Annotated in this window: 19 protein-coding genes; 7 read left to right on the top strand and 12 right to left on the bottom strand. The window is 39.5% G+C overall.

What is annotated here, in order from left to right; translation table 11 throughout:
• Window positions 1-33: 33 nt before the first annotated feature.
• Window positions 34-1,080 (bottom strand): AI-2E family transporter, encoded by a 1,047-nt coding sequence (locus HMPREF3279_RS06560; RefSeq protein WP_049371486.1) that lies wholly within the window; start codon window positions 1,078-1,080, stop codon window positions 34-36.
• Window positions 1,081-1,174: 94 nt separating this feature from the next.
• On the opposite strand from HMPREF3279_RS06560, the gene arsC reads away from it, so the two are divergent.
• The 3 genes from arsC (at window position 1,175) to HMPREF3279_RS06545 (ending at window position 2,167) form a co-directional block, all read left to right on the top strand.
• Window positions 1,175-1,525 (top strand): arsenate reductase (glutaredoxin), encoded by a 351-nt coding sequence (gene arsC / locus HMPREF3279_RS06555; RefSeq protein ID WP_049371485.1) that lies wholly within the window; start codon window positions 1,175-1,177, stop codon window positions 1,523-1,525.
• A gap of 65 nt (window positions 1,526-1,590) precedes the next feature.
• Window positions 1,591-1,845 (top strand): alternative ribosome-rescue factor A, encoded by a 255-nt coding sequence (locus HMPREF3279_RS06550; RefSeq protein ID WP_014064744.1) that lies wholly within the window; start codon window positions 1,591-1,593, stop codon window positions 1,843-1,845.
• 25 nt (window positions 1,846-1,870) lie between these two features.
• Entirely contained in the window at window positions 1,871-2,167 is a 297-nt protein-coding gene (locus HMPREF3279_RS06545) for a DUF5377 family protein (RefSeq protein WP_049371484.1), read from the top strand.
• Between the two features lie 64 nt (window positions 2,168-2,231).
• Here HMPREF3279_RS06545 and bamC read toward each other — a convergent pair whose 3' ends face one another.
• Both bamC and dapA read right to left on the bottom strand, forming a co-directional pair.
• Window positions 2,232-3,233 carry an outer membrane protein assembly factor BamC gene (bamC, locus tag HMPREF3279_RS06540; RefSeq protein ID WP_070868606.1) on the bottom strand — a complete coding sequence of 334 codons (1,002 nt, stop codon included), beginning with the start codon at window positions 3,231-3,233 and terminating at the stop codon, window positions 2,232-2,234.
• Between the two features lie 100 nt (window positions 3,234-3,333).
• On the bottom strand, window positions 3,334-4,230 hold the full coding sequence (gene dapA, locus HMPREF3279_RS06535) for a 4-hydroxy-tetrahydrodipicolinate synthase (RefSeq protein ID WP_070868605.1): 897 nt from the start codon (window positions 4,228-4,230) through the stop codon (window positions 3,334-3,336).
• Window positions 4,231-4,347: 117 nt separating this feature from the next.
• On the opposite strand from dapA, the gene bcp reads away from it, so the two are divergent.
• From bcp to HMPREF3279_RS06515, 4 genes are all read left to right on the top strand, one after another.
• The gene (gene bcp / locus HMPREF3279_RS06530; protein ID WP_049365294.1) at window positions 4,348-4,815 is read left to right on the top strand and encodes a thioredoxin-dependent thiol peroxidase; all 468 of its coding nucleotides are present in this window, start codon (window positions 4,348-4,350) and stop codon (window positions 4,813-4,815) included.
• 176 nt (window positions 4,816-4,991) lie between these two features.
• A complete protein-coding gene (exbB, locus tag HMPREF3279_RS06525) occupies window positions 4,992-5,444 on the top strand; it encodes a TonB-system energizer ExbB (protein ID WP_070868604.1) in 453 nt (150 codons plus the stop codon).
• Window positions 5,445-5,446: 2 nt separating this feature from the next.
• Window positions 5,447-5,884: a TonB system transport protein ExbD gene (exbD, locus tag HMPREF3279_RS06520; protein WP_049373578.1), complete on the top strand. Its 438-nt coding sequence runs from the start codon at window positions 5,447-5,449 to the stop codon at window positions 5,882-5,884.
• Entirely contained in the window at window positions 5,881-6,681 is an 801-nt protein-coding gene (locus HMPREF3279_RS06515; protein WP_070868602.1) for an energy transducer TonB, read from the top strand. The genes exbD and HMPREF3279_RS06515 overlap by 4 nt, the downstream gene beginning before the upstream one ends.
• A gap of 50 nt (window positions 6,682-6,731) precedes the next feature.
• Here HMPREF3279_RS06515 and fis read toward each other — a convergent pair whose 3' ends face one another.
• From fis to aroQ, 9 genes are all read right to left on the bottom strand, one after another.
• Window positions 6,732-7,031, bottom strand: a complete 300-nt coding sequence (gene fis, locus HMPREF3279_RS06510; protein ID WP_005696908.1) for a DNA-binding transcriptional regulator Fis — start codon at window positions 7,029-7,031, stop codon at window positions 6,732-6,734.
• On the bottom strand, window positions 7,025-8,005 hold the full coding sequence (gene dusB, locus HMPREF3279_RS06505; RefSeq protein ID WP_049368236.1) for a tRNA dihydrouridine synthase DusB: 981 nt from the start codon (window positions 8,003-8,005) through the stop codon (window positions 7,025-7,027). Before dusB ends, fis begins: the two co-directional genes overlap by 7 nt.
• Before the next feature lie 147 nt (window positions 8,006-8,152).
• Complete coding sequence (gene prmA, locus HMPREF3279_RS06500; RefSeq protein WP_070868600.1) at window positions 8,153-9,040, bottom strand: 50S ribosomal protein L11 methyltransferase; 888 nt, start codon at window positions 9,038-9,040, stop codon at window positions 8,153-8,155.
• 12 nt (window positions 9,041-9,052) lie between these two features.
• Window positions 9,053-9,928, bottom strand: coding sequence for a DMT family transporter (locus HMPREF3279_RS06495; protein WP_070868598.1), 876 nt, complete (start codon window positions 9,926-9,928; stop codon window positions 9,053-9,055).
• A gap of 16 nt (window positions 9,929-9,944) precedes the next feature.
• Complete coding sequence (gene panF, locus HMPREF3279_RS06490; RefSeq protein WP_070868596.1) at window positions 9,945-11,369, bottom strand: sodium/pantothenate symporter; 1,425 nt, start codon at window positions 11,367-11,369, stop codon at window positions 9,945-9,947.
• Window positions 11,369-11,623, bottom strand: a complete 255-nt coding sequence (locus HMPREF3279_RS06485; RefSeq protein ID WP_070868594.1) for a YhdT family protein — start codon at window positions 11,621-11,623, stop codon at window positions 11,369-11,371. The genes panF and HMPREF3279_RS06485 overlap by 1 nt, the downstream gene beginning before the upstream one ends.
• Window positions 11,624-11,716: 93 nt before the next feature.
• Window positions 11,717-13,063, bottom strand: a complete 1,347-nt coding sequence (accC, locus tag HMPREF3279_RS06480; RefSeq protein ID WP_070868590.1) for an acetyl-CoA carboxylase biotin carboxylase subunit — start codon at window positions 13,061-13,063, stop codon at window positions 11,717-11,719.
• A 60-nt stretch (window positions 13,064-13,123) separates the two neighbouring features.
• A complete protein-coding gene (accB, locus tag HMPREF3279_RS06475) occupies window positions 13,124-13,588 on the bottom strand; it encodes an acetyl-CoA carboxylase biotin carboxyl carrier protein (protein ID WP_005698314.1) in 465 nt (154 codons plus the stop codon).
• 160 nt (window positions 13,589-13,748) lie between these two features.
• Window positions 13,749-14,201: a type II 3-dehydroquinate dehydratase gene (aroQ, locus tag HMPREF3279_RS06470; RefSeq protein WP_065285857.1), complete on the bottom strand. Its 453-nt coding sequence runs from the start codon at window positions 14,199-14,201 to the stop codon at window positions 13,749-13,751.
• Window positions 14,202-14,208: the final 7 nt, after the last annotated feature.

The following is a 14,208-nucleotide window of genomic DNA, read 5'->3' as shown; positions in this document are numbered from 1 at the left end:
TCGTCAGCTTTCTTTTTATCGTTTTAATCCTGTCTAATCCGGCAATGCATTTATCACAGCTTTGACGAGCGTTGCCAATGGAATCGCAAAGAATACGCCCCAGAATCCCCATAACCCGCCAAAAATCAGCACTGAAATAATGATGACTAAAGGGTGTAAATTAACGACTTCAGAGAATAAATACGGTACCAACAAGTTTCCATCGAGAAGTTGACTCACCGCAAAGGCCACAATTAAATACCAAAACGTTGGGGAAATGCCAAACTGGAACATCGCAACTAAAGCAACAGGAATCGTCACCAATACCGCGCCGATATAAGGCACTAATACAGAAAGCCCAACGGCAACAGAAAGCAAGAGTGGATAATTTAAACCAAAGCTTAAAAAGATGATGTAAGTCACCACACCGACAATCAAAATTTCCAACAACTTACCATGAATATAATTCGCAATTTGTTGCTGCATTTCATTCCATACTCTTGATGCCAAAATACGATTTTTAGGCAAAAATCGGCTCACACCCGCAAGAAGTTCGCTTTTATCTTTCAGCATAAAGAACATCATTAATGGCACTAAAAATGCATAAATACCCAGTGATACCAGGTTCATTAATGAACTAATCGACAATTTCACTGCAGACTCGCCATAGCCCAAAATCTTCGCACGAGCGGCACTGAAAAAGGTATCAATCATGGTGTAATCAATGAGTTCAGGATAATGCTCAGGAAGGGCTAACAACCATTCATGTAACTTATTGAACATGGCTGGCAAATCGCTTAATAAGGAAATGGTTTGATTCCATAATGTTGGCACAAGCCCGAAGAAAATTAATAACGCCAAGGTTATAAATCCACCAAAAATGACTAGCGTAGCGAGCATTCGAGGAAATTTTAATTTTTTCGTTAGAAAATTAATCGGCATTTCCAATAAATATGCTAATACAATGGCAATCAGCAACGGGGCGATTAAATCACTAAAGAAATAAATCGCAATAAAGCCAAACAACAAAATGGCAAGTAGCCCCATCGCCTGCGGATCGCTTAAGCGACGGCTATACCAATTTTTTAGCATTTCTAACATAAAGTCTTCCTAAACAAGTATTTTTTGTCATTATAAGTTAAAATTTGAATCAATCCTATATCCACTCATTCAACATAAAATAGAAGGAAACGTTATGTCTGTGACGATTTATCATAATCCGCGTTGCTCAAAAAGCCGTGAAACCTTAGCTTTATTAGAAGAAAAAGGCATTCAACCGACGATTGAACTTTATTTACAACAACACTACTCTGTTGAAGCATTGCAGCAACTGGCTAATAAATTAGGATTAGATGATGTCAGAAAAATGATGCGTACCAAAGATGAGCTTTATCAATCATTAGGGTTAGATAATCCAGCATTAACGAATGATGATTTATTAAAAGCCATCAGTGAAAATTCAGCCCTATTAGAACGCCCGATTGTGGTAAAAGGTGAAAAAGCTAAAATTGGACGACCGCCTGAAAGCGTACTCACCATTTTGTAATTCTATTCATTTTCGCTATAATGACTTGCCGTGAACGACTTCACGGCAATTTTTTAGAGGTAAATATGACGAAAAAAACAAAAAGTGCAGTTGAAAATCAGCCCATTTATCAACACACCAAAGGTGTCGTGAAAGATAATGCCGTGATGGCACTATTACACGACAAATTATTCCGCCAACGCGTTGAGAAAAAACGTAAAGGCAAAGGCAGTTACCAACGAAAAGCAAAATATGCGAGCAATTGGTTTGAAAAGCCCGATGATAAAGTTTTTGATTTCAGAAATTTTATCATCGGGTTTTTCGTTTCAATTTCAGTATAAAAAATAACAAACAGAGGAAGTCTATATGTCAATCAAAACAGAAGTTTTATTTAACAATACTTGGAATGTCCGTATCAGCGATCCAGGTGAAGAAGGGGCTCAAAGCCACTTTTTTGAAACCATTTATCTCACGCTCACGGCTTATTTTGAAGGCGAAAATGTGCGTTATGAATTTGTGCGTAAAGTAGAAGATCAAGTAAAAATCAAACGCTCATTTACAGAATTAAGCGAGTTATTCAAATTCTTAGGGGATTATTTGGACCCAGTTTCACTCGGTAACCTCGGCGTAAAAATGGGTAACTTAGGCGTGAAAGCCGAATAAATCTGTTTCCAATAAAAAAGTGCGGTCAAATTAAACCGCACTTTTTATTTATCAACTTATTATATTATTGCGCAAGTAACACACCTAGCGCGGAATAGAGGGATTGAGCCGCTTCATTTGGCAATGCCTTACCATCTTCATCAGTGATGACGACCGCACTTTGTTTACCCACTGCGGAGATTTGCATTTGGTAAACACCTTTTTCTAGATTAGGCGGATTCACACCTAAACGTAGCCACTCTTGTTTATCCAATGGTTTATATTTTAACTCGCGATAGCCACGGCCTGCCGATTCCGATGTAGATTTAAAGCCTAATTTAGGTAAAGTCGAACCTAAACGTTGCCATGCTTGACCAAAGCTTGCATCCATACCTAATGCCATTCTACCATTCGTATCAGTAATTAAACCTGATTGGAAAGGTCCTGCAGAAGCATTATTTAAATCTTGTTGTTGCTTGTTATAAGCATTAGTAAGCGCAGCAACAAAACGATTTAAACGATCCGATGCATAGCGTTGTTTATCTGCTTGATTTGGTGTGTAAATCACACCATCACGACGCATTTGCTCTACAGAAACCGCTAACGCACTTGCATCTTGCGCCGTAACTTGTTCAATTTTATAACGGATCTCTGTATTGGCTTTATCATCTACACGACCTGTTGGCGCCCAATCGCTAATTAATACTGCACCATTTAAAGTTGAATTCGTGCCTTCTTCTTTTAATAAACGCTCAATTTGTTTGAGATTATAAAGCTCTGCTTGCGCATCCGTATAAACAATCAATGCACGTTCGCCATCAAATTGTGTCAAAGAATTTTTGATAATCGCTAATGGGGTTGAAGGCGGACGAATATCCACGCGTTCTTTTTTCGCATTAAGCTGAGGAAGTTCATAAGTCGGATCGGCTTGCGGCAATGTTACACCACCACTTGCTAAAGGAGAAAAGCTCGGTATTTCACGATCAGAATTTTGGTAAGTGTCATTAGCCGTCTGCATTTTTTCTACGCTGTTTGAACACGCCGATAACAATGCTGCTGCGACTAAACTCAGTACGATTTTTTTCATTCCTTAAATCCTTCAATAAAAATAATTAAAATAATGACCGCTCTTTGACAAATAAAAAAGTCGAAAGTTTAAAGGGCTGTAAAAACAACCCTTTAATTCATTAAATTAAGCCAGCAATTTTTAATGCTTCTTCCACTTTTACTTGCGCGCTTTCGCTTAACACAGTAAGTGGTAAACGTAAATGTGGAGTCTTAATTAAACCTAAACGATATGCTGCCCATTTAACTGGAATTGGGTTTGATTCAATAAATAAATCTTGATGTAAAGGCATTAAACGTGCATTAATTTCTTCCGCTTTCGCAAAATCGCCTGCTAAAGCATGGCGACACATCGCGGCCATATTTTTTGCAGCAAGGTTATTTGTCACAGAAATAACACCCTCTGCGCCTAATTTCATCGCTTCTAACCCTGTGGCATCATCTCCACTTAATACAATGAAATCTTTACCGGTTAATTCTTTAATCGCAGTAATGCGAGTTAAATCGCCTGTTGCTTCTTTAATCCCTACAATATTCTCAATTTGAGACAAACGTGCGACGGTTTCAGGTTTCATATCACTACCGGTACGACCTGGAACGTTATAAAGAAGTTGTGGTAAATCCGTGCATTCTGCAATCGCTTTAAAATGTTGGAACATGCCTTCTTGAGTTGGTTTATTGTAGTAAGGAACAACAGATAAACAACCTGCAACACCGCTATCACGTAATAATTTTGTCATCACAATGGCTTCACTCGTTGCATTAGCACCGGTGCCAGCAATGATTGGAATACGTCCTTTTGCTAACTCAACCGTCTTTTCAATCACTTTCACATTTTCTTCAATACTTAATGTGGCGGACTCTCCCGTTGTACCCACAGATACAATCGAATCTGTACCCGCATTGATATGAAACTCAATAAGTTTTTCTAATGTTTCAAAATCAATGTTTCCGTGGTTATCCATCGGGGTTACTAAAGCAACAATACTGCCTGAAAATAAGGGGGTTTGCGTAGTCATAAGGCACTCCATTTACATCTATTTTGCGTTTTAACAATAACATTTGAAAATATCTGGTTATAATCGCTAAAATAGCTTGAATTTACAAATCATTTTTTACATTTTTAAGGATTTTTTATGAAAACATTACAAGCGGGTGACTTAGCACCGCAATTCACCCTTTTAAATCAAGACAATCAGCCAATTTCGCTTAGCGACTTTAAAGGCAAAAAAGTACTTGTGTATTTTTATCCCAAAGCCTTAACACCAGGCTGTACAACTCAAGCCTGCGGTTTACGTGATGCTAAAAGTGAGTTAGAAAAATTAGGTGTGGTTATTTTAGGCATCAGCACAGATGCGCCCAAAAAACTGGCTCAATTTGTTGAGAAAAAGTCACTCAATTTCACCTTGCTTTCTGATGAAGATCACCAGGTTGCCGAGCAATTTGGTGTATGGGGAGAAAAGAAATTTATGGGACGCACCTATGACGGCATTCACCGTATTAGCTTCCTCATTGATGAACAAGGCAAAATTCAACACGTTTTTGATAAATTCAAAACAGGCGAACATCATCAGGTTGTCTTAGATTACCTGCAATCCCTTTAAATCCCCTCTCAAAACAACCGCACTTTCTATGATTTACCTCAAAGTGCGGTCAAAAAAATAGCCATTTTTCTAATTTATATTTACGCTCTATTTTCCATTTGATAGAATCACCAACCTAATTGAAATTCATTATCAATTCATTTTGTATTCTTTATTACACATAAAAGGACTATCAGATGCCAAAACTTTTTGAGTTTTTAGAACAATATAGTGATTACATTATTATCGGGCTTTTACTTCTTATGAGCGTAATTATGCTTGCAACTGTAATTGAGCGCTTTATCTTTTTAAGCCGTATCAATGTGGCTAAATATACCAATATCCATTCGCTTGAAATTGATTTAAATCGCAATATGACGATCATTTCAACAGTTGGTGCAAACGCACCTTATGTGGGCTTGTTAGGAACAGTAATTGGTATTTTGTTAACCTTCTATCAAATTGGTCAAGCTGGCGGTGATGTCGATGCTGGCGCAATCATGATGCACCTCTCTCTTGCATTAAAAGCAACCGCACTAGGTATTTTAGTCGCAATTCCATCTATGATGTTCTATAACGGCTTAGGTCGTAAAGTAGAAGTTAACTTATTGAAATGGAAAGTATTAAACGCTCAAAAAGATAAGGAATAATCGTGAAAAAATTTGATGAAATCAATATTATTCCTTTCATCGACATTATGTTGGTGCTATTAGCGATAGTGTTGATCACCGCATCCTTTATTTCTCAAGGAAAAATTCAAGTCAATGTGCCAAAAGCCAGTTCAACGGTTGCATTCAAATCAGATGAATTAGCCAAATTATTGACTGTGACGGCAGATAAACAACTTTATTTTAATGACAAACCTATCTCGCAAGAAGCACTTGAAAAAGAGATTGCAGGTTGGAATAAAGATCAGAAAGTGACATTAAAAATTGATGCAGAAGCCTCTTTCCAAGATTTTGTGACTATTACTGACATGTTATCGAAAAACGAAATTAAAAATGTCGCGATTGTTTCGATGAAAGATAAAGGCGCTTCGAGCAAAAATTCGCCAGCAGTGGGAGGCGTCGGAGTAGGGCATAAACAATGAACAGCCAACAAGCTAAACGATCACTATTAGGCTTGCTTATTTCTCTATTAATTCATGGTGCCATTGTAGGCGCATTGCTTTGGAACTGGCATAAGCCAAGTGAAGCCGCAAGTAATGCTACAGGTGAAATATCTACAACGATTTCGATGGAAATGATTCAAGGAATGCGAGTAGAAGAACAGGCTCCAGAGCCGGAACCTGAACCTCAACAGGCAGAACCGGAACCTGAAAAACAGGAAGTCGTTGCGGATCCAACGAAAAAACCAGAACCCGAGAAGAAAAAAGAACCTGAGAAAAAGCCAGAAAAACCAATAGAAAAACCGAAACCAAAACCGAAAGAGAAGCCAAAGGAAAAACCTAAAAATGAGGTAAAAGCAGAGAAAGCGGTAGAAATGCCGAAGAGCTTACCGATTGGCGATAAGAATATTAATTCAACGGCTACGGCAAATTCTAAAGCAACGACCACAGGTCAACCTGGTACAAATGGCGTTCAAGGTGGCTCAGGTACCAATACGGATGAACTAAATGCTTATCGTGCGGCTATTCGACGTGAAATTGAACGGCACAAACGCTATCCTGCTCGTGCGAAGATGATGCGTAAACAAGGTGTTGTGAGCGTGAGTTTTAGCGTAGGGGCAGATGGCTCCTTATCAGGAGAACGAGTAACGAATTCCTCTGGAGATGAAAGCTTAGACAACGCAGCACTGGAAGCGGTGAGAAGTGCGAGACCTGTTGGTCCAAAACCAGCTGGATTTACCTCTTCAGTCAGTGTACCAATTAGCTTCACCATTCAATAGATAAATAAAAAGGCGAACATCATGTTCGCCTTTTCTTTTGCTAATCTTAATTAGCCCATACCGTATTTTTTCAATTTCTTACGCAATGTACCACGGTTAATGCCGAGCATGTTTGCTGCACGGGTTTGGTTACCGCGGGTGTATTGCATAATCATATCTAACATCGGGTGTTCAACTTCCGCTAATACTAATTCGTAAAGATCATTCACATCTTGACCATCTAATTGTGATAAGTAATTGCGTAAAGCTTGTTTTACTGAATCACGTAATGGTTTGTTTGTTACTTGTGATTGAGAGTTTAAAACTGAAACGGTTAACGCTTCAGACGGACTACGTTGTTGTTCTAACATTTTTCTTTATCCAAAATTGAATTTAAAAAATCTTCCAGCACAATTAACTGCTCTTTCGGTTCATTAATTGCGTTAAAAGTCTGTCTAAAAACGGAATCGGGTTGAATTCCCTGTAAATACCAAGCCACGTGCTTACGGGCTATTCGATAGCCTTTTTGCTCACCATAGAACTGATGAAGCTCCTGAATATGACGCAAAATATGACCGCACTTTTCACGTAAACTTGGAGTTTGAATTATCGAATCATGTTCAACTAAAGCCTCGACGGCTTGAAAAAGCCATGGATTGCCTAGTGCGGCACGACCGATCATTATTGCATCAGCACCTGTATACTCAAGTACCTTTTTCGCTTTCGAGGCAGAATCAATATCACCATTCGCAATAACAGGAATTGAAATTGATTGTTTGACTGCTCGAATATTGTCGTATTCCGCTTCCCCTTCAAATAAGCATTCTTTCGTCCGCCCGTGAATGGTTAAAGCTTGAATACCAGATTGTTCTGCAATTTTGCCGATTTGCACACAGTTTCGGTTTGCCTTATCCCAACCTGTGCGAATTTTTAACGTCACAGGCACATCAACGGCATTCACCACTTCTTTTAAAATTTTTTCCACTAAATCAGGAAATTGGAGCAGTGCAGAGCCCGCTAATTTTCGATTTACTTTCTTTGCGGGACAGCCCATATTGATGTCGATAATTTCAGCACCATAGGCTACATTAATTGCTGCAGCTTGGGCCATTTCTAAAGGATCAGAACCTGCGATTTGCACCGCATTTAATCCCAACTCTTCACTATGTGCTAAACGAAGTTTCGATTTCTCTGTATGCCAAACTTGTGGATTAGTAGACATCATCTCTGAAAACGTTAATCCTGCACCATAATGGGCACATAAACGTCGAAAGGGCTGATCCGTGATACCTGCCATGGGTGCCAATAAAATACGATTTTTTAATTCGTAAGAACCAATTCGCATTTTATGTTATCCCCAATTACAAGTCCTATCTCCAGCAAGTCAGGCCACAATAGCAACCGACAAGGGGTGCTATATTACGCATTTTTCTTTTTTTTGCAAAGTGAATTTTGTTCAAAAAATGCACTTTTTTTAATTGACAAAAAGAAATTAAGCCGATTTTAATTTACCTGTAATACGGCACCATTCCTCTTTCACTGCAACAGGATCTAAATCAAATGATTGTGTATAAGCATCACATACCGATTGTGCTTGTGTTTCTAAAATGCCAGATAGTCCTAGATCCCCGCCCTCTTTCACTAATTGAGAAATAATCGGGTAAAGTTCTTTTAATGGACCCGCAAGAATATTCGCCACAACGACATCCGATTTTAAATCGGCAGGTTTATCATCGGATAAGAAAAGCTGAAGACGATCTGCCACACCATTTTGTTCTGCATTATTACGACTGGCAAGAATCGCTTGTGGATCGATATCAATACCAATCGCATTTTTTGCGCCTAATTTAAGGGCGGCAATAGCAAGAATCCCTGAACCGCAACCAAAATCGATGACGGTTTTGCCTGTTAAATCCAAACCATCTAACCACTCCAAACAAAGTGCGGTTGTCGGATGGGTCCCTGTCCCGAAAGCTAAACCAGGATCAAGCATTACATTAACCGCATTTTGATCCGGCACTTCACGCCAGCTTGGGCAAATCCATAAACGTTTGCCAAATTGCATTGGGTGGAAGTTATCCATCCATTCACGTTCCCAGTCTTTATCCTCGATTTGCTCGATTTTGTAAGCGGTATTTTCATCTAAATGATGCGCTTGTTTAAGCAAACTCACAATCTCATTCATATCGGTTTCTGCATCAAACAATGCAATCACATCGGTATTTCCCCACAGACGCGTTTCGCCTGGAAGTGGTTCAAAAATCGGCGTATCCTGGCTATCCATAAATGTCACCGAAACAGAGCCAATTTCTTCTAAAAAATCGCTAATTTTCTCAGCTTTTTCATTTGTACTATTTAAGCGAATTTGAATCCACGCCATCTTCTTTTCCTTTTAATTAATTTCTTTATGTAACCATTTCGGTAATAAACTTACGCCTAGGGCTGAAGCCACAATAATGATAATCCCAAGCGCTGAAACAAGTGAAACCTCTTCGTTAAGTAATAATACCGCTAAAAAGACACCGAAAATCGGCTCAAGTGCGGTCAAAATCCCCGAGATTTTTGCATCTACTGAATTTAAGCCTTTATTCCACAACCAAAAGGCAAACCAACTGCATGCTACGCCGAGATAAATCAAACCGAAGAAACCAAGCCAGTTAAAATGGATATCCCAGCTTTCCGTCAGTAATAAAGTAAATGGCAGCATGGTGATGGTCGCTAATACGATAGAAATCGATGTATAGGCTTGAGCAGAAACCGTTGCTACCACTTTTTTCGTCCAACGTAAACAACAAGCAAATACAATACTTGCCGCAACCACTAATGAGCAGCCCAATAAGCTAATTTCACTTGAGCCTTCATTGCCCTGCCCACCTAGAATTAAAATGGCCACGCCTAAAAAGGCAAAAGCGCCACACAACCAGTGATACCATTTCGCACGATCTTGAAAGGAAAAATGCCCAATAAAAATCACACATAACGGCTCTAATCCAATCATGGTTGTTGCGCTCGCCGCACTCGTATATTTTAAACCAATAAATTGCAGCAAAAAGGTCGCGGTATAATTAAAAAAACCTAACCACCAAAGCTGTTTTCGCATCGGTTTTGAAACACCTTTCCAACGACGAAAAAAAAGTGGCATCACAATAATCGCCGCCATTAATAAACGGGCTTGGATCATTAAAATAGTATCCATCATTGTGAAGGTGTATTTAGCGGCAACAAAGGCACTACTCCAAATAAACAATGCTAGGATCTGGTAAATCATAAAGTGCGGTCCATTTTTACTGTTTTTTTGCGCCGAATTGGTTACCCAAGATGAAAGCAATCAAACCAAATACAAGTGCAGGCACAATCGCATTAAAACCAAATAGTTTGATACCAAATTGAGTCAGCAGCACATAACTACTTAATCCCACCACCATTGAGCTTATTGCCCCTGCCGCATTTGCTTTATCCCAATAAATGCCTAATACAATCACCCAAAGGAATGCTGCTTCTAATCCCCCGAAAGCAAATAAATTCAACCAAATAATCATATCTGGTGGATTCAGTGCCGCGAGAATTAACAACGCAGATAAAATCAGTGTAATGACTGATGAAATACGGCTAATTCGTTTTTCATTCTTCGCGGCTTCAGGTTTGCTTGCAAGATATAAGTCTTTCACAAAAATTGAGGAGGATTGAATGAGTTGCGCATCAACTGTGGACATAATCGCCGACATCGGTGCAGCTAAGAAAATCCCTGCAACAATAGGAGGAAGCACTTCCAACATTAATGTTGGAATGACTTTATCTGACACCGTTAAATCTGGCACAACGGCACGTCCTAAAGCGCCTGCCAAGTGCATACCAAACATAATGACTGAAAGGACAATCGTACCAATTAGCATGCCTCGATGTAAGGCTTTACTATCTTTGAAAGCCATACAACGCACAGCTGTATGTGGTAAGCCAACCACACCGAAACAAACTAAAATCCAAAATGACGCCATAAATTGAAAATCTAGCATCTCATTCGGGCCGTAAGGACTCACTAAACTCGGATCAATTTCAGTTAATTTATTGACCGCACTTTCTACGCCACCGAGATGGTAAATAACGCCCACCAATAACACGATTGTGCCCAAGATCATTACCGTACCTTGAATTGTATCGGTTAATACGACCGCTCGGAAACCACCAATAAATGTATAAATGCCAACCGTTAAGGCAAAAATAAGTAACGCATGAGTATAAGGAATTCCTATCGTGGTTTCGAGCAATCTCGCCCCACCAATAAATTGCACAACCATGGCGGCAAAAAAGGCAAGCAATAATGCTAGACTGGAAATCCAAACGAGATATTTGTTTTTATAACGATAGAGAAATAAATCATTAATAGTGAGCGCATTAGTTTCGCGAGAGAGTAGTGCAAACTTTTTACCTAATGCACCTAAGGCTAACCAAACAGCCGGTACTTGGATCATGGCGAGTAATACCCAACCTAGCCCATATTTATAAGCTGCCCCTGGTCCACCAACAAAAGAACTGGCACTGGCATAAGTGGAAGCCGTTGTCATCGCAAGGACAAAGCCCGTCATGGAGCGATTTCCTACATAATATTCCGTAAGGAAATCACCTTTACTGCGTTTTACATAAGCAAATAATGCCGCGCCAAAGATGAAGACTAAATAGATAGCTAATGGGAGAATAATACCTAAATTCATTATTTATTCTCCTTTGACTCAACATCTAGCGGGATATCTAAAAAGACAATTTTGACAATCCAATACCCAATAACTACAAACAAAATAGGTAAATAAATGCAGGATAATTCAAACCACAACGGAAAACCTATCGGTCCGGGTGAATCTTTCGGGAGATAAGCACACACACACCACCCAATCACATAAAAAATAGCTAAACTTAATGCCCAGCGAGCTTCCTTAGCCGCTTGCTTATACCGTTGTGAAAGTTCCATTTTGAGTTCCTATTAAAAAATTTTACCGTCAGATAATTATTCAATGATAAACAAAAAGGCAGAAATATTCTGCCTTTACCTTAAAATTATGAATTAATCATACATCCCTAATTTCTTCTCTAAATAGTGGATATTCGCACCACCTTTTTGGAAGTTTTCATCTTCAAGAATGAGTTCATGAAGTGGGATATTTGTTTTGATACCATCAATGATCGTCTCTGATAATGCATTTTGCATACGACGGATTGCGACATCACGAGTATCACCGTATGTGATTAATTTTGCGATCATAGAATCGTAGTGTGGTGGAACGGTATAACCAGCATATACATGAGAATCCCAACGAACCCCTAAACCACCTGGTGAGTGCAAGTGTGCAACTTTACCTGGAGATGGTAAGAATGTTTTTGGATCTTCTGCATTGATACGACATTCCATCGCATGGCCTTTCACTTTGATATCTTCTTGTTTATAAGAAAGTGGTAAACCAGCTGCAATGCGCAATTGTTCTTTCACCAAATCTACACCGGTAATCATTTCTGTTACTGGATGCTCTACTTGAATACGGGTATTCATTTCAATGAAATAGAATTCACCATTTTCATACAAGAATTCAAACGTACCTGCACCGCGATAGCCAATTTCAACACAAGCCTTCGCACAGCGAGAACCGATGTCACGACGAACTTCTTCGGTAATACCTGGCGCAGGTGCTTCTTCTACGACTTTTTGGTGGCGACGCTGCATAGAACAATCACGCTCAGCAAGATAAATTGCATTACCGTGTGTATCCGCTAAAACTTGAATTTCAATATGGCGTGGATTTTCTAAATATTTTTCCATGTAAACCATATCATTGTTAAACGCGGCTTTTGCCTCTGCTTTTGTCATCGCAATGGATTCTTCAAGTGCATCTTCGCTACGAACAACTCGCATACCACGACCACCGCCGCCGCCAGATGCTTTGATAATAATTGGATAACCAATACGTTTTGCAATTTCTTTGTTTTTCGCGATATCGCTGCCTACAGGACCATCAGAACCCGGTACACAAGGCACGCCCGCTTTTTTCATTGCTTTAATTGCAGAAACTTTATCCCCCATCAAACGAATAACGTCTGCAGTTGGACCAATAAAGATAAAACCAGAACGCTCAACTTGCTCTGCAAAATCCGCGTTTTCAGAAAGGAAACCATAACCAGGGTGAATCGCATCCGCACCGGTTACTTCTGCTGCAGCAATAATCGCAGGAATATTTAAATAACTTTTTACAGATGGCGCAGGTCCGATACAAACTGTTTCATCTGCAAGTAATACGTGTTTTAAATCACGGTCAGCGGTAGAGTGAACCGCCACAGTTTTAATGCCTAATTCTTTACAGGCACGCAAAATACGCAGTGCAATTTCACCACGGTTAGCAATCACAACTTTTTCTAACATAACAATTTCCACTTGGGTGAAAAAATGGCGAGAAAGCTCGCCATTTCAGATTGATAGGGATTATTCGATAACGATCAATGGTTGATCAAATTCAACCGCTTCGCCATCATTTACTAAGATTGCTTTAACCACACCAGCTTTATCAGCTTCAATACGGTTCATCATTTTCATTGCTTCAACGATACAAAGCGCATCGCCTACTTTGACAGTTTGTCCCACTTCCACGAAAGCTTTCGCTTCTGGACTTGGGCTACGATAGAATGTACCCACCATTGGTGAACGTACTTGGTGACCAGACACTTCAGCGGCTGGTGCTTCCGCAGGTGCAGCCGCTGCAGGTGCTGGCGCAGCAGCAGGAGCCGCAACCGGTGCGACAGGGGCTGCTGCATATTGAATTGCAGCAGGTGCAACAGCTGGTGCCGCACGACTAATACGTACTGTACCTTCTTCTTCTTGCACTTCTAATTCAGTGATGCCCGATTCTTCTACTAATTCAATCAGTTTTTTGATTTTACGAATGTCCATACGTTCTTCCTAAAAATAATAATGAATTGTTAACCGCACTTTCAGAATTGATTTCCAAAGTGCGGTCATTTTGAAACATGTTTTTTGTGTCGGCAAGATTACCGCAAAATCATGAACTTTGCGATAAATTTCTGCGAAAATCTGTAAATTTTGTGAAATTTTATGCTTTTTTATTTAAAAAATCTAACGCAAATTGGAGAGCAAACTCATAGCCTTTTGCACCTAAGCCACAAATCACACCTTCAGCCACATCACTAAAGTAAGAATGATGACGGAATGGCTCGCGTTTATGTACATTAGACAAATGAATTTCGACAAAAGGAATTGACACTGCAAGCAACGCATCGCGCAATGCAACACTGGTATGCGTATAAGCTGCCGGGTTAATTAAAATAAAATCCACTTTCTGAAAACTTTGATGAATCTTATTAATTAACTTTTCTTCGCTATTTGCTTGGAAACACTCCAAATTCACACCATGCTGCTCAGCAAGTTTACCCACATTTTCTTCAATGGCAGATAATGAAAGTGAACCATAATGTTTTGGTTCCCTTGCGCCCAACATATTCAAGTTCGGGCCATTTAACAGCAAAATATTGAATTTTTTTGACATTTTCACA

This window comes from Haemophilus sp. HMSC71H05, from assembly GCF_001838635.1.
Taxonomy (GTDB): domain Bacteria; phylum Pseudomonadota; class Gammaproteobacteria; order Enterobacterales; family Pasteurellaceae; genus Haemophilus_D; species Haemophilus_D parainfluenzae_R.
Note: the sequence above shows the minus strand (reverse complement) of the source record. Positions and strands in the feature narration are given on the sequence as shown.

Excerpts from the sequence above, each read along its gene's own strand:
- prmA (WP_070868600.1), bottom strand. The coding sequence starts at position 9,040 with ATGGCGTGGATTCAAATTCGCTTAAATAGTACAAATGAAAAAGCTGAG.
- bamC (WP_070868606.1), bottom strand. The coding sequence starts at position 3,233 with ATGAAAAAAATCGTACTGAGTTTAGTCGCAGCAGCATTGTTATCGGCG.
- accC (WP_070868590.1), bottom strand. The coding sequence starts at position 13,063 with ATGTTAGAAAAAGTTGTGATTGCTAACCGTGGTGAAATTGCACTGCGT.
- accB (WP_005698314.1), bottom strand. The coding sequence starts at position 13,588 with ATGGACATTCGTAAAATCAAAAAACTGATTGAATTAGTAGAAGAATCG.
- HMPREF3279_RS06495 (WP_070868598.1), bottom strand. The coding sequence starts at position 9,928 with ATGATTTACCAGATCCTAGCATTGTTTATTTGGAGTAGTGCCTTTGTT.
- dusB (WP_049368236.1), bottom strand. The coding sequence starts at position 8,005 with ATGCGAATTGGTTCTTACGAATTAAAAAATCGTATTTTATTGGCACCC.
- panF (WP_070868596.1), bottom strand. The coding sequence starts at position 11,369 with ATGAATTTAGGTATTATTCTCCCATTAGCTATCTATTTAGTCTTCATC.
- fis (WP_005696908.1), bottom strand. The coding sequence starts at position 7,031 with ATGTTAGAACAACAACGTAGTCCGTCTGAAGCGTTAACCGTTTCAGTT.
- bcp (WP_049365294.1), top strand. The coding sequence starts at position 4,348 with ATGAAAACATTACAAGCGGGTGACTTAGCACCGCAATTCACCCTTTTA.
- exbB (WP_070868604.1), top strand. The coding sequence starts at position 4,992 with ATGCCAAAACTTTTTGAGTTTTTAGAACAATATAGTGATTACATTATT.
- HMPREF3279_RS06550 (WP_014064744.1), top strand. The coding sequence starts at position 1,591 with ATGACGAAAAAAACAAAAAGTGCAGTTGAAAATCAGCCCATTTATCAA.
- HMPREF3279_RS06560 (WP_049371486.1), bottom strand. The coding sequence starts at position 1,080 with ATGTTAGAAATGCTAAAAAATTGGTATAGCCGTCGCTTAAGCGATCCG.
- HMPREF3279_RS06485 (WP_070868594.1), bottom strand. The coding sequence starts at position 11,623 with ATGGAACTTTCACAACGGTATAAGCAAGCGGCTAAGGAAGCTCGCTGG.
- aroQ (WP_065285857.1), bottom strand. The coding sequence starts at position 14,201 with ATGTCAAAAAAATTCAATATTTTGCTGTTAAATGGCCCGAACTTGAAT.
- dapA (WP_070868605.1), bottom strand. The coding sequence starts at position 4,230 with ATGACTACGCAAACCCCCTTATTTTCAGGCAGTATTGTTGCTTTAGTA.
- HMPREF3279_RS06545 (WP_049371484.1), top strand. The coding sequence starts at position 1,871 with ATGTCAATCAAAACAGAAGTTTTATTTAACAATACTTGGAATGTCCGT.
- HMPREF3279_RS06515 (WP_070868602.1), top strand. The coding sequence starts at position 5,881 with ATGAACAGCCAACAAGCTAAACGATCACTATTAGGCTTGCTTATTTCT.
- arsC (WP_049371485.1), top strand. The coding sequence starts at position 1,175 with ATGTCTGTGACGATTTATCATAATCCGCGTTGCTCAAAAAGCCGTGAA.